The sequence below is a fragment of the Allosphingosinicella sp. genome (assembly GCF_036387615.1).
In the GTDB taxonomy this organism is placed as follows: domain Bacteria; phylum Pseudomonadota; class Alphaproteobacteria; order Sphingomonadales; family Sphingomonadaceae; genus Allosphingosinicella.
This window is the reverse complement of the sequence record NZ_DASVTH010000003.1, coordinates 1-13,408: the sequence shown is the minus strand read 5'-3', so window position 1 is coordinate 13,408 and position 13,408 is coordinate 1. Positions and strand designations below refer to the sequence as shown.

General features: G+C 66.8%; 10 protein-coding genes and 1 pseudogene. 8 read left to right on the top strand and 3 right to left on the bottom strand.

Features of this window, described 5'->3' with window-relative positions:
• The 4 genes and pseudogenes from VF631_RS00380 to VF631_RS00365 all read left to right on the top strand — a co-directional run.
• A pseudogene (locus VF631_RS00380) lies at window positions 1-221 on the top strand (HAD family hydrolase); the annotation flags it as partial.
• A 147-nt stretch (window positions 222-368) separates the two neighbouring features.
• Window positions 369-908 (top strand): inorganic diphosphatase, encoded by a 540-nt coding sequence (gene ppa, locus VF631_RS00375; RefSeq protein WP_431848277.1) that lies wholly within the window; start codon window positions 369-371, stop codon window positions 906-908.
• A 66-nt stretch (window positions 909-974) separates the two neighbouring features.
• On the top strand, window positions 975-2,885 hold the full coding sequence (locus tag VF631_RS00370) for a M61 family metallopeptidase (protein WP_431848276.1): 1,911 nt from the start codon (window positions 975-977) through the stop codon (window positions 2,883-2,885).
• 157 nt (window positions 2,886-3,042) lie between these two features.
• Window positions 3,043-4,581 (top strand): amidase, encoded by a 1,539-nt coding sequence (locus VF631_RS00365; protein WP_431848275.1) that lies wholly within the window; start codon window positions 3,043-3,045, stop codon window positions 4,579-4,581.
• A 105-nt stretch (window positions 4,582-4,686) separates the two neighbouring features.
• On the opposite strand, the gene putA is transcribed toward VF631_RS00365, so the two are convergent.
• Window positions 4,687-7,773, bottom strand: a complete 3,087-nt coding sequence (gene putA / locus VF631_RS00360; protein ID WP_431848278.1) for a bifunctional proline dehydrogenase/L-glutamate gamma-semialdehyde dehydrogenase PutA — start codon at window positions 7,771-7,773, stop codon at window positions 4,687-4,689.
• Window positions 7,774-7,910: 137 nt separating this feature from the next.
• Between putA and VF631_RS00355 the strand changes: the two genes are divergently transcribed.
• The 3 genes from VF631_RS00355 to VF631_RS00345 are packed head-to-tail and all read left to right on the top strand — an operon-like array spanning window position 7,911 to window position 9,877.
• The gene (locus tag VF631_RS00355; RefSeq protein ID WP_431848274.1) at window positions 7,911-8,366 is read left to right on the top strand and encodes a MaoC family dehydratase; all 456 of its coding nucleotides are present in this window, start codon (window positions 7,911-7,913) and stop codon (window positions 8,364-8,366) included.
• 19 nt (window positions 8,367-8,385) lie between these two features.
• Window positions 8,386-9,567: an acetyl-CoA C-acyltransferase gene (locus tag VF631_RS00350; protein WP_431848273.1), complete on the top strand. Its 1,182-nt coding sequence runs from the start codon at window positions 8,386-8,388 to the stop codon at window positions 9,565-9,567.
• Between the two features lie 46 nt (window positions 9,568-9,613).
• Window positions 9,614-9,877 carry a hypothetical protein gene (locus VF631_RS00345; RefSeq protein ID WP_431848272.1) on the top strand — a complete coding sequence of 88 codons (264 nt, stop codon included), beginning with the start codon at window positions 9,614-9,616 and terminating at the stop codon, window positions 9,875-9,877.
• Between the two features lie 4 nt (window positions 9,878-9,881).
• On the opposite strand, the gene VF631_RS00340 is transcribed toward VF631_RS00345, so the two are convergent.
• Together VF631_RS00340 and VF631_RS00335 are read right to left on the bottom strand one after the other, a co-directional pair.
• Complete coding sequence (locus VF631_RS00340; protein WP_431848271.1) at window positions 9,882-10,082, bottom strand: hypothetical protein; 201 nt, start codon at window positions 10,080-10,082, stop codon at window positions 9,882-9,884.
• A gap of 387 nt (window positions 10,083-10,469) precedes the next feature.
• The gene (locus VF631_RS00335; RefSeq protein WP_431848270.1) at window positions 10,470-11,687 is read right to left on the bottom strand and encodes a polyhydroxyalkanoate depolymerase; all 1,218 of its coding nucleotides are present in this window, start codon (window positions 11,685-11,687) and stop codon (window positions 10,470-10,472) included.
• 142 nt (window positions 11,688-11,829) lie between these two features.
• Here VF631_RS00335 and VF631_RS00330 point away from each other — a divergent pair.
• Window positions 11,830-13,408 (top strand): ABC transporter transmembrane domain-containing protein (locus VF631_RS00330; RefSeq protein WP_431848269.1); only part of this gene is annotated, 1,579 nt, incomplete at its 3' end.

The following is a 13,408-nucleotide window of genomic DNA, read 5'->3' as shown; positions in this document are numbered from 1 at the left end:
GCGCCGCGGTCTTCGTCGACGACCTCGCGGTCCACCACGAATCGGTCGCAAAGCATGCGCCTCAGGTCTGGCGGCTCCACATGATCGCCGAGCCCAGGGTTGCCCCGCACATCCCCCCCGCGCCGCATGCCCATGCGCGGATCGACGACTGGGGCGAGGCGGTGGGCTGGATCGAAGCGCGCTTTGCGGAAGGGCCGCGGGGACCGGGGGCCTCGCAATAGCCGACTCCCGCCCATCCTGAGGAGCGGCTGAGCGAAGCCGAAGGGGGGTCTCGAAGGCGCGGTGGCAGGTCCTTCGAGACGGGCCTTCGCCGGGCTCAGTCCCTCCTCAGGATGAGCGGATAGTTCCCCAACCAGCGGACGCGTGAAATGAACATCGACCTCATCCCCGTCGGCAACAACCCGCCGAGCAACGTCAACGTGATCATCGAAGTGCCGGTCGGCGGCGAGCCGGTGAAGTATGAGTTCGACAAGGTGTCGGGCGCGATCTTCGTCGATCGCATCCTCCACACGCCGATGCGTTACCCGGCCAATTACGGCTTTATCCCGCACACGCTTTCGCCCGACGGCGATCCGCTCGATTGCCTGGTGGTCGCGCGATCACCCTTCATCCCCGGCTCGGTGGTCCGCGCGCGGCCGATCGCGGTGCTGTTGCTGGAGGACGAGGCGGGCGGAGACGAGAAGATCCTGGCGGTGCCCTGCGACGCGACCTTTCCTTATTACGAGAAGGTCGAGGAAGCCGACGATCTGCCCGCGATCGTCAAGGCGCAGATCGAGCATTTCTTCACTCACTACAAAGACCTGGAGCCCGAAAAGTGGGTCCGCGTCGGCCATTGGGGCGGCCGCGAGGATGCCGAACGGGTGATCAGCGAGGCGATCACGCGGGCGCTGGAGGCCAAGGCGGCCTAAGAGGCTGGACGCAAAGGCGTCCTTGCGTCATCGGGCTGTCACAGATCAGTCCGGGAGACTCGTCCTTTGCGTAAGCTTGTCCTGCTCGCCCTCGCGGCCACCGCCGCTTTCCCCGCCAGTGCCCAGGTCCAGGAAAGCCGGCCGCAGCCGGTCGCCTTCTCGCGGCCGCTGCCGACCCCGCAGGACATCGCCTATCCCGGCACGCTCACCATCGACGTCGATGCGCGTGACACCGCCCGCGCGATCTTTCGGGTCAAGCAGACGATTCCGGTGCGCGGCGCCGGCCGCCTCACCCTGCTCTATCCCGAATGGTTGCCCGGCAACCACGCGCCGCGCGGCCCCATCTCCTCGATCGCAGGCCTTCGCGTCAGCGCGGGCGGCCGCCCGATTGCCTGGGTGCGCGATCCGGGCGATGTCCACGCCTTTCACGTCGAAGTGCCGCAAGGCGTCCGCACACTCGACGTCGAGTTCCAGCACCTTTCGCCGACCGAGGCGAACCAGGGCCGGATCGTCATGACACCCGGCATGCTGAACGTGCAGTGGGAGAAGCTGTCGCTCTACCCGGCCGGCTATTTCACCCGCAACATCCCGATCCAGGCGAGCGTCACTCTCCCCGCCGGCTTCCAGGCCGCGACCTCGCTTGACGTGGCAAACCGACGCGGCGACCGCATCACCTATCGGCCGGTCTCCTACGAGACTTTGGTCGATTCCCCGATGTTCGCGGGCCGCTATTATCGCCGCGAGAAGCTCGCGCCCGACGTCAACCTCAACCTTTTCGCAGATCGACCTGAGGATCTGGCCGCCACGCCCGAGCAGATCGCCGCCCACCGCCGCCTCATCGAGCAGACGTTGAAGCTGACCGGCGCCAAGCACTACGACGAGTATGAGTTCCTGGTCGCGCTGACGGACGAGCTGGGCGACATCGGCCTCGAGCATTTGCGCTCCAGCGAGAACGGCCACCCGCGCACCTACTTCACCGACTGGAACAAGGGTTCGGCCGGCCGCGACCTGCTCGCGCACGAATACATCCACAGCTGGAACGGCAAGTATCGCCGCGGGGCGGACAGCTGGCAGCCCACCTACCAGACGCCGATCGGCAACAGCCTGCTCTGGCTTTACGAAGGCCAGACGCAATTCTGGGGCAATGTCCTGTCCGCGCGCTCCGGCATGATGCCACGCGAGGATGTGATGGGCGAACTTGCCCGCAACGCTGCCTCGCTCGACATCTCGCCGGGCCGCGCATGGCGTCCGCTGATCGACACCACGCTGGATCCGATCGTCGGCGCGCGCCGGCCCAAGCCCTTTCCGTCCTACCACCGGGGCGAGGATTATTACGGCGAGGGCATGCTGATCTGGCTCGATGTGGACAGCATCATTCGCGAGCGCACGCGCGGCCAGCGCTCGATCGACGATTTCGCCCGCGCATTCTTCGGCGTGAACCCGGGCGAAGGCGGCATCAACACCTATACGTTCGAGGATGTCGTCCGCACGTTGAACGCCGTCACGCCCTACGACTGGGCGGGCTACTTGCGCCCGCTCGTCTACCAGTCCGGCAAGGCGCCGCTCGATTGGGTGAAGCGCGGCGGCTACCAACTCGTCTACCGCGACGCGCCGACGCCCTATTTCAGCTCCCGCGAGAAGGCCCGTGAGATTGTCGATCTGAGCTACACGATCGGGATTACGCTCGGCAAAGACGGCGAGATCAACGGGGTCGCCTGGGACTCGCCCTTGTTCAACGAAGGCGTGACGACCGGCACGCGCATCCTGGCGGTGAATGGTCGCGCTTATTCGGCCGACGACCTCAAGGGCGCGATCACCGCAGCGAAAACCGCCAAGCGCCCGATCGAGCTCCAGCTCAAAAAAGGCAATTATTACCGCACGGTCTCGCTGCCTTATTATGGCGGCCTCCGCTACCCCGTGCTGGAGAAGGTCGGCCGCGGCCCCTCCACACTCGATGCCTTACTCGCTCCGTTGTGAGACCAAGTTACCCACCAAGGCCGCTCATCCTGAGGAGCCGCTGAGCGAAGTCGAAGCGGCGTCTCGAAGGACCGCACGGCACCGCTCCTTCGAGACAGGCCTTCGCCAAGCTCAGTCCCTCCTCAGGATGAGCGAATAACACCGCAAGGATACCAGCATGCTCCGCCACCTTCTGCTTGCCTCTTCCGTTCTGCTCGCCTCCGCGCCTGCCGCGGCCCAGCCCAGCGCCGAGGCGAACACGCGCGACGCGATCCGCCGGATCGAAGCGCTCAATCCGCAAACACGCGCGGTGATCGCCGTGGAGCCGACTGCGCTTGACGAAGCGCGAGCGCTCGACCGCAACCGCCGCCCGCGCGGGCCGCTGTTCGGCATGCCGATCCTGGTCAAGGACAATATCGAGACCAAGGGCGGCCTGCCCACAACCGCCGGAAGCCTGGCGCTCAAGGACAATGTCACCGGCCGCGACGCGCCGCTGGTCGCACGGCTGCGCGCCGCCGGCGCAGTGATCGTCGGCAAGACCAACCTGTCCGAATGGGCCAATTTCCGAGACGGCGATTCCATCTCCGGCTGGAGCGCGGTCGGGGGACAAACGCGCAATGCCCATGCCCTCGACCGCAATGCCTGCGGTTCGAGCACGGGCAGCGGGGTGGCGGTGGCCGCAGGGATGGCGCCGGCCGCGATCGGTACCGAGACGAACGGCTCGGTCGTCTGCCCGGCGGCGGTAAGCGGGATCGTTGGCTTCAAGCCCACCGTGGGCCTGGTCAGCCGCACCTACGTGATCCCGATCAGCCATAGCCAAGATACGCCGGGTCCGATGACGCGCACCGTGCGCGAGGCCGCGATGGTGCTGACCGCGATGGCCGGCACTGACCCGCTCGATTCCGCCACCAAGGAGGCGGATACCCGCAAGAGCAACTATGCGGCCGCGCTGTCCGACAACTCCTTACGCGGCAAGCGGATCGGCGTAATGCGTTTCGCCACCGGCTTCGGCACCGACACCGCGCTGGAGCAGGCGCTGCAGACCTTGCGCGCCGAGGGCGCGATCCTCGTCGACATCGACAAGTTTGAGGGCCGCGGCCAGATCGGCGCCGAATCGTACAAGGTGCTGCTGAGCGAGTTCAAAGCGGACCTTAACGCCTATCTGGCGACCACCCCGCCGACGGTTCGCACCCGCACGCTCGCCGATCTCATCGCCTTCAACAACGCCAATGCCGCGACCGAAATGCCGCTGTTCGGCCAGGACATCTTCGAGGGCTCGGAGAAGACCAAGGGCCTGGACGACCCGGAATATAAGAAGGCGCGCGAGACGTCGTTCCGGATGGCGGGGCCGGAGGGCATCGACAAGCTGCTCAAGACCCACAACGTCGTCGCCCTGGTCGGCCCGACCATGCCGGCGGCCTGGCTGATCGACTCCGTGCACGGGGACCAGATCAGCGGCGGCGGCGCGGGCAGCCTCGCCGCGGTCGCGGGCTATCCGCACCTGACCGTTCCGATGGGCGAAGTGCGCGGGCTGCCGGTGGGCTTGAGCTTCATGGGCCCGAAATGGTCGGACGCGCTGATCCTGTCGCTGGGCTACGATTTCGAGCAGGCGTCGCAGAAGCGGATCGAACCCAGGCTCATGCGCTCGATCGAGGAGCGGGAGGACGTGGTGAAGGCGTTCACGCCGGCTCTCCCCCAAGCGGGGAGCAGCAAGTAATCGTCACCCCGGGCTTGATCCGGGGTCCACCTCCTTCTCGTTGTTCGCGGAGGGGAAGGTGGATGCCGGATCAAGTCCGGCATGACGGGATTAGACAGTTCTGCGCTACAGCCCGACATCCTCCAAGCTCAGCAAGGTGGCATTGCCGCCCGAGCTGGTTGTGTCGGTGGAGGTGACTCGCTCCGCGCAGAAGCGTGGGAGGTAATGCGGGCCGCCGGCCTTGGGGCCGGTGCCGCTCTGCCCTTCACCGCCGAACGGCTGCGAGCCGACGATCGCGCCGATCATCGAGCGGTTGACGTAAAGGTTGCCGACCTTGGCTGCCGCCTCGACCGTTTCCGCGGCGCGCGCGATGCGGCTGTGCAAGCCCATGGTCAGGCCGAAGCCGCTGCGGTTCACCCGGGCGACCGTCTCCGCGAGTTGGCCCGCCTTCCACGTCGCGACGTGGAGCAGCGGGCCGAACCATTCCTTGCCGACATCCTCCAGCCGATCGACCCGGATCGCGGTGGGCGGAACGAACAAGCCGGTCGTGGGCGCCTCGATCGTGTGGATCCAACGCGGGCGCATTGCGTCGCGGTGGCTCATCAGGCGATCATAGGCAGCTTGATCGATCACCGGGCCGACATCGGTGCGCGGATCGGCGGGATCGCCGACAACCAGCGTGTCCATCGCGCCGGCCAGCATCTCGAGCGTGCGACCCGCAACCTCCTCCTGCAATAGAAGGACGCGCAACGCTGAACAGCGTTGGCCCGCCGAGCGGAATGCGGAGGTGACCACGTCGGCCACGACCTGCTCCGGCAGCGCGGTCGAATCGACGATCATCGCATTGATGCCGCCCGTTTCTGCGATTAGCGGCACGAGCGGGCGCTCATCGTCTTCTAGCAGGGTACGAGCAATGCGCTTGGCCGTCGCTGTAGAGCCGGTGAAGGCGACGCCCGCGATGCGGCAATCCTCCATCAGCGCCTGCCCCATTTCCGGCCCGCCGACAGCCAGCACCAGCACATCGCGGGGCACGCCGGCGCGATAGGCGAGCTCGACCGCATAAGCCGCAATCTCCGGCGTCTGTGGCGCGGGCTTAGCGACGACGCTGTTGCCGGCGACCAGCGCGGCGGTGACCTGGCCAAGGAAGATGGCGAGCGGGAAGTTCCAGGGCGCTATGCAGACCCAGACGCCCCTGCCCTCCATCCGCATCAGGTTGCGCTCGCCGGTCGGGCCGGGGAGTTCGATCGGCTGCAGGCCGGAGCGGGCTTGGGCGGCGTAATAGCGGCAGAAATCAACCGCCTCGCGCACCTCGCCGAGTGCATCGGGGATGGTTTTCCGCGCTTCTTGAACGGCGATCCGCATCAGCGCATCGCGTTCGGCTTCAAGCAGGTCGGCGAGGCGATCGAGGCAGGCCGCGCGATGCTCAATCGATCGGATGGACCAGGCAGGAAAACCGGAGAGGGCGCGGCCCACGGCTTCGCGGGCGCGCTGCTTGTCCGGTGCGGCTGCGTGATGGAGATGCGTAACTTGATGCTCCCCGGTACGGGGAGGGGGACCATGCGGAGCATGGTGGAGGGGGGCCTGAGACGCGCTGTACGGGTGACGAGCCCCCTCCACCGCACTTCGTGCGGTCCCCCTCCCAGCCCCGGGGAGGATCGGTTCTGCTACCACCGCAGCGACCCGCGCCAGCTCGTCTCGGTCGTTCAGGTCGAGCCCCTCGCTGTTGCGGCGCTCCGGCGCGAAGAGCTCGTTCGGTAGCGCGATGCTGGGATGACGCGAGCCGCCGACCGCAGCGATCTTCGCAACCGGATCCGCGAGGATGTCGGCGTCGCTCAGTCGCTCATCGGCGAGCTGGTGCACGAAGCTGGAATTGGCGCCATTCTCGAGCAGGCGACGGACGAGATAGGCGAGCAGATCGCGGTGGCCGCCGACCGGCGCATAGATGCGGGTGTGGTAGCCCTGCTCGCGCACCAGGTTCTCGTAGAGGCCTTCGCCCATGCCGTGCAGCCGCTGGAACTCGAAGTCGCGGCTGTCTCCCGCCCATTCCAGGATCGTCGCTACCGTCAGCGCATTGTGCGTCGCGAAGGCGGGATAGATGTTCCGCGCGCGCAGCATGTCCTTGGCGCAGGCGAGGTAGGAGACATCGGTCGAAGCCTTGCGTGTGAACAGCGGGTAGTCGGCCAGCCCCTGCTCCTGTGTATGTTTGATCTCGCTGTCCCAGTAAGCGCCCTTGACCAGCCGGACCGCGATGCGTCGGCCCGTTGTGGCGCCGAGCGCGTCGGCCCAGGCGAGCGTCGGCCGGCAGCGCTTGCCGTAGGCCTGAACGGCCATGCCGAGGCCATCCCAACCGCTCAACGTCGGCAGGCCCGCAACCGCCTCGATGATGTCCAGGCTCATCTCGAGCCGCTCGCTCTCCTCCGCGTCGATCGTGAACGCGATGCCGTGACGTTTCGCCAGCGTCGCCAGCGCCTCGACCTGCTCGATCAGAGCGGGCACGCAGCGATCATATTGTGCGACTTCGTAGCGGGGATAGAGCGCCGAGAGCTTGACCGAGATGCTGTGCCCCTCGCTCGCGACCCGGCCGACTGCGTTGATCGCGCGCTCGTAGGACTGGAAATAGCGGTGCGCATCGGGAAAGGTGCGCGCCGCCTCGCCCAGCATGTCGAAGCTGGCGGTGAAGCCCTGATTCTCGCGCTTGCGCATGCGCGCGATCGCCTCGTCGATTGTGCGGCCCATGACGAAAATCTCGCCCATCATCCGCATCGCCGCGCCGACTCCCTGGCGAACGAACGGCTCGCCGGCGCGCGACAGCAGGCGCTTCAGCGCGCTCGCCTGTTCGGTTTCGCTGACGAGGGCGCGGCCGATCACCAGTCCCCAGGTTGCCGAATTGACCAGGGTGGAGTGCGACTTGCCGGCATGGGCCTTCCAGTCGGCGTTGCCGAGCTTGTCCGCGATCAGATCGTCGGCCGTTTCCGGATCGGGCACGCGCAGGAACGCTTCGGCCAGCGAGAGCAAGGCGATACCCTCCGAGGTGTTGAGCCGATACTCCTGAAGAAACTGGTTCACCCAACCCGACGATTGGGCCGAACGCAACTCCGCCAGCATGCCAAGCGCGCGGCCTTCGACGCGGCGGCGCGAGTCGGGATCAAGCGCCGCATCGCGCAGCAGCGGGGCCAGCACCTCCGGCTCGGCTGCGCGGTGCAGGCGGCGCATTTCAGCGCGGGCAGAAGCCGTAGCGTCGGCGGCGGGCGGGGTGATCGTGGCGGTGGCCAAGGCTTGTTTCTTTCCGGGGGTCGTGTCTAGGACGGCCCTAACGAGCCGGTTCCGTCCGGACAATGTGGGGAGCAAGCGTGCCGGTCGCCACACTCGACCAGATCAGGGCCCAAGTCGGCCAGGAGATTGGCGTCTCGCCCTGGATCGCTATCGATCAGGCAGCGATCGACCAGTTTGCCGAAGTGACCGGCGACCGCCAGTTCATTCACGTCGATCCGGTCGCGGCCGCGCAGACGCCATTCGGCGGCACGGTCGCCCACGGTTTCCTGACGCTCTCGCTGCTCAGCCAGATGGCGAGCCACGTGATGCTGGTACCCGAGACGACCAGGATGGCCGCCAATTACGGCCTGGACAGCGTCCGCTTCCTCGCTCCGGTCCGCGCCGGCAAGCGGATTCGCGGCCGCTTCGTCCTGAAGGCGGCCGAAGAGAAGCGCCCCGGCGAATGGCGCTTCGTCCACGCCGTGACCGTCGAAATCGAGGGCGAAAGCAAGCCCGCCCTGCTGGCCGACTGGGTCGGCCTTATATTCACCTGAACCTTCAAGGAGCCCAGACATGGCCACGCGCGACGCCGTCATCGTTTCCACCGCCCGCACGCCGATCGGGCGCGCCTATCGCGGCGCGTTCAACGCGACACCCTCCCCCACCCTCGCCGCGCATGCGATCCGCGCCGCCGTCGAGCGCTCCGGGGTGGATCCGGCCGAGATTGAGGATTGCGTGATCGGCGCGGCGCTCCAGCAGGGCGTGCAGACCACGATCGGCCGCACCGCCGGGCTGCGCGCCGGCCTGCCCGTGACCGTCGCGGGAATGTCCATCGACCGGCAATGCGCGTCCGGCCTGATGGCGATCGCGACCGCGGCCAAGCAGGTGATCGTCGACCGCATGGATATCTGCGTCGCCGGCGGTGTCGAGAGCATCAGCCTCGTCCAGACCTCCGACATGCGGCTCGGGCCCGACCCGGAGCTCCTGTCGATGCACAACGGCGTTTACATGCCGATGATCAACACCGCCGAAGTGGTCGGTTCACGCTACGCGGTCAGCCGCGAGCGTCAGGACCAATATGCGCTTCGCTCGCAGCAGCTCACGGCCAAGGCCCAGGCCGAAGGCAAGTTCGATGACGAAATCGTGCCCGTCACGGCCAGGATGGCGGTCAAGGACAAGGCCACCGGCGAGACCTCGATGAAGGAGATCACGATCGCCAAGGACGAGGGCAACAGGCCTGAGACGACGCTGGAGGGCCTGGCCTCGCTGCAACCGGTGATGGGCCCGGAAGCGATGATCACCGCCGGCAATGCCAGCCAGCTTTCCGACGGCGCTTCGGCCTGCGTGATCATGGAGGCCGGCATGGCGGCGGAGCGCGGGCTCAAGCCGCTCGGGCGCTACATGGGGATGTCCGTCGCCGGCACCGAGCCGGACGAGATGGGCATCGGCCCGGTCTTCGCCGTCCCCAAGCTGCTCAAGCGCTTCGGCCTTTCCGTCGACGATATCGGCCTGTGGGAGTTGAACGAAGCATTCGCGGTGCAGGTGCTCTATTGCCAGGATTGTCTTGGCATCCCGGACGATCGGCTCAACGTCGACGGCGGGTCCATTTCGATCGGTCATCCCTACGGCATGTCCGGCGCACGCATGACCGGCCATGCCCTTATCGAAGGCAAGCGGCGCGGCGCGCGCTATGTGGTGGTCACCATGTGCGTCGGCGGCGGCATGGGCGCGGCCGGGCTGTTCGAAGTGCTGTGAACCAGAGCCCGCCTGCTCCGTTCAGCGATCGACAGGAGAAACAGTGATGCCCGTATCGCATTTGACGATGGTCGAGCGGATCGCCCGCGTGCTGGCCGGCCGCGCGCTGAGCGTGAATGCCGACGGCGACGATCCCTCGGCCGGCCCCAGCGTCGACGAGACCTGGCACGAATATACCGACGACGCGCTTTCGATCCTGCGCACCATGCGCGAGCCCGATCCGGTGATGGCTGCGGCGGGCGATCCGGACATGTGGGAGCGCATGGTCGAAGCCGCGCTCAACGTGGAGCGCGCCGTCGGCAGTGCATGACCGCTCAGGCGGTCAGGTGCAGCGGGCGGAGGCGAAGCGGTTCCGGCGTGACCCTGGTGGGCGTATTCTCCGCCTTGTGCACCTGGAGCGTGAATGCACGGGCGAGTTGCTCGTAGCGGCGGCGGGCGTCGAGTGAGGTCGCCCGGCGAGCAGATTGCAGCGCTTCGATCATGCAGCGGGTGTAAAACTCGAGATCGGTTTCCATTCTTGCCTCCGAGCTTCCCTGTCGCGGCGAAACTAACCCGCTGAATCGGAGCGAACGATCAGTCGCTCGACCGACGCCCTCAACGCTTCGACAGGCCGGTCGGCGCTCGACGAACCGCAATCTTTCGCGACCGAGAGGAGGCGGGCCATCGCGGAAAAGCGAAGGGCCGCCCCTTTCGGGACGGCCCTTCCATTGTCAGCCGTGCGGCTGGCGATGTTAGGCGAGAACTCCCGTGGAGGCCGCGCTCACCAGATCAGCCGCGTTCGGCATGTGACAATGAGACATCAGACCACCTCCTTTCAGTTGTTGAACAGTGAGGCGAAGATGGGCCTGCGCACAGCTTTTTCAAGTCCTTCAGAGACTTAGGCGATCGTCACTGGGCAGCAATCAGTCGTGAGTGGCGATCCAGGCTTCGACGACGGGGGCGATCCGCTCGCGCCATTTGCTGCCGTTGAAAATGCCGTAATGGCCGACGCCCTTGGCGAGGTGGTAGTGCTTGAGCGCATCCGGCAGGCCGGTCGAGATGTCGAGCGCGGCCTTGGTCTGGCCGATGCCCGAGATATCGTCGCGCTCGCCCTCGATCGCGAGGATCGCAATGTCATCGATGGCGTTCGGATCGACGCGGCGGCCGCGGTGCATCAACTCGCCCTTGGGCAGCAGATGGCGCTGGAAGACCACATCGACGGTCTGGAGATAGAATTCCGCGGTCATGTCGCAAACGGCGCGGTATTCGTCGTAGAAGTCCTTGGTCGCGTCGGCGCTCTCGCCGTCCCCGGCGACGAGGTGCTTGAACATCTCCCAATGGCTGGTGAGGTGGCTGCCCAGGTTCATGGCCATGAAGCCGGCGAGCTGCAGGAAACCCGGATATACCGCCCGGCCAGCGCCCGGATAGGAGAAGGGCACGGTCGCGATCACATTGTTCTGGAACCAGGCGTGCGGGCGCTGGGTCGCGACGGTGTTGACTGCGGTCGGCGCCTCCCGCGTGTCGATCGGTCCGCCCATCATGGTCAGAGAGCGCGGGCGGGCCGGATGCCGGTCCTGGCTCATCAGCGCGGCTGCCGCGTAGCAGGGCACCGACGGCTGGCAGACCGCGAGCATGTGGGCTCCGGGCCCGATATGGGCGAGGAACTCGATCAGGTAATCGATATAGTCGTCGAGGCTGAAGCTGCCGTCGGAGAGCGGAACCAGCTTCGCGTCGCGCCAGTCCGTGATGTACACGTCGTGGCGCGGCAACATGCGCTCGACGGTGCCGCGCAACAGGGTTGCGTAGTGGCCGGACATCGGCGCGACGATCAGCAGCCTGGGGCCGCCCTCGATCCCTTCGCGGCGAAAGCGCTTCAGCTGCCCGAACGGCTTACGGAGCACGACCTCCTCGACGACCGGAACCGTCTTGGCGTCCACCATCGTGGTCTCGATCTCGAACGCGGGCTTGCCGCGCGGAGCCGAGGCGTGGGCGAAAACGTCCAGCGCCGAACCGACGATCGGGCTCATGCCCGAATAAGCGAACGGATTTGCAGGGTTCTGCCACCAGCCGGCGCCGATCCCTGCGAGAGTGCTGGCTCCGGCAAGGAGCGAGCGCTGCATTTCATAAGCGTCGTAAAGCAATGTGATCTCCGCCCCGCGTTCCGCCTGCAGGCGGTAACAGGAATGTAACTAAGGATAACCGACCGGTCGGTCAAAGGGTCCATCGCGAGTGAGCGCGGCCTCACCATTGAGCGGCTAGGCCAGCGCTGCTAGGCCTCGCCACATGGCCGACAGCAGCGCCGACGCGCCCACCAGCCGCAAGCTCGGCAATCTCGCGATCGTCTGGGATCGGGCGACCCGCTACCCGGGCAAGATCGCCGGTGCGGCGATCGCGTTGCTCGCCGCGGCATCGGCGACGCTCGCCATTCCGGACGGCTTCCGCCGCGTCATCGACAAGGGCTTCGCGGCGAATGGCGGCGATGTATCGGAGCATTTCTACTATCTGTTCGGGATCGTGGTCGTGCTCGCGCTGGCGACGGCGACGCGCTTCTACTTCGTCTCCTGGCTTGGCGAGAGGGTGGTCGGCGATATCCGCACTGAAGTGCACCGCAACCTGCTGCGCCTCGAGCCGCGCTTCTTCGAGGAGAACCGGCCTTCCGAGATCGCTTCCCGGCTGACCGCCGACACGGCCGTGATCGAGATGGTGGTCGGCCAAACCGTGTCCGTCGCGCTGCGCAACGTGGTGATGGGCATCGGCGGCATCGTCTACCTATTCACGCTCGCGCCCAAGCTGACCGCGTTCCTGCTGCTCGGCATCCCGGTGATCGTGCTGCCGGTCATGTTTCTGGGACGCAAGATCCGTAACCTCTCGCGTTCCAGCCAGGACCGGATTGCCGATGTCGGCGCCATGGTCTCGGAGACGCTGGGGGCGATGAAGATCGTGCAGGCGTTCGGGCAGGAAGGACGGGAGTCCAGCCGCTTCTCTGGCGCGGTCGAATCCGCCTTCGGAACCGCTCGCAAGCGCATCCGGCTGCGCGCTTTCATGACCGGCATCATCATCGCTTTGATGTTCGGATCGATCACTATGGTGATGTGGCAGGCCGCGATCGACGTCCAGCAGGGCCGCTTGACCGGGGGCACTGTAGCCGCGTTCGTGCTGACCGGCGGCTTCGTCGCGGGCGCGTTCGGCGCGCTCAGCGAAGTCTATGGCGAGTTGCTGCGCGGCGCGGGTGCAGCCGGGCGGCTGGCCGAGCTACTGGCGCAGGTGCCGCAGATCAAGGCGCCCGCCGAGCCCGTGCAACTCCCCGAACCCGGCCAAGGTGCGCTCGCATTCGAGAAGGTCACCTTCCACTATCCCACGCGCCCGGAGGTCAGCGCGCTGATCGACTTCAGCCTGTCGATCCGTCCGGGGGAGACGGTGGCGGTGGTGGGGCCGTCGGGAGCCGGCAAGACGACATTGTTCCAGCTGGCCCAGCGTTTCTACGATCCTGAGACCGGAACGGTGCGCCTGGACGGGGTCGATGTGAGGGCGGCGGACCCCGCCGACATCCGTGCGCGGATCGCGGTGGTGCCGCAGGAGACGGTGATCTTCGCCGCTTCGGCCCGTGACAATCTTCGCTACGGGCGCTGGGAGGCGAGCGACGAGGCTTTGTGGCAGGCGGCCGAGGATGCTAACGCGGCCGAATTCCTGCGCAAGCTGCCGCAGGGGCTCGACACCTTCATGGGCGAAGGCGGAGCGCGGCTTTCGGGCGGGCAGCGCCAGCGGCTGGCGATCGCGCGGGCGATTTTGCGCGAGGCGCCGTTGCTGCTGCTGGACGAGGCGACTTCTGCGCTGGACGCGGAGAGCGAGCGGCTGGTGCAGG

Excerpts from the sequence above, each read along its gene's own strand:
- VF631_RS00350 (WP_431848273.1), top strand. The coding sequence starts at position 8,386 with ATGGCCACGCGCGACGCCGTCATCGTTTCCACCGCCCGCACGCCGATC.
- putA (WP_431848278.1), bottom strand. The coding sequence starts at position 7,773 with ATGCGCCGCCTGCACCGCGCAGCCGAGCCGGAGGTGCTGGCCCCGCTG.
- VF631_RS00365 (WP_431848275.1), top strand. The coding sequence starts at position 3,043 with ATGCTCCGCCACCTTCTGCTTGCCTCTTCCGTTCTGCTCGCCTCCGCG.
- VF631_RS00345 (WP_431848272.1), top strand. The coding sequence starts at position 9,614 with ATGCCCGTATCGCATTTGACGATGGTCGAGCGGATCGCCCGCGTGCTG.
- ppa (WP_431848277.1), top strand. The coding sequence starts at position 369 with ATGAACATCGACCTCATCCCCGTCGGCAACAACCCGCCGAGCAACGTC.
- VF631_RS00340 (WP_431848271.1), bottom strand. The coding sequence starts at position 10,082 with ATGGAAACCGATCTCGAGTTTTACACCCGCTGCATGATCGAAGCGCTG.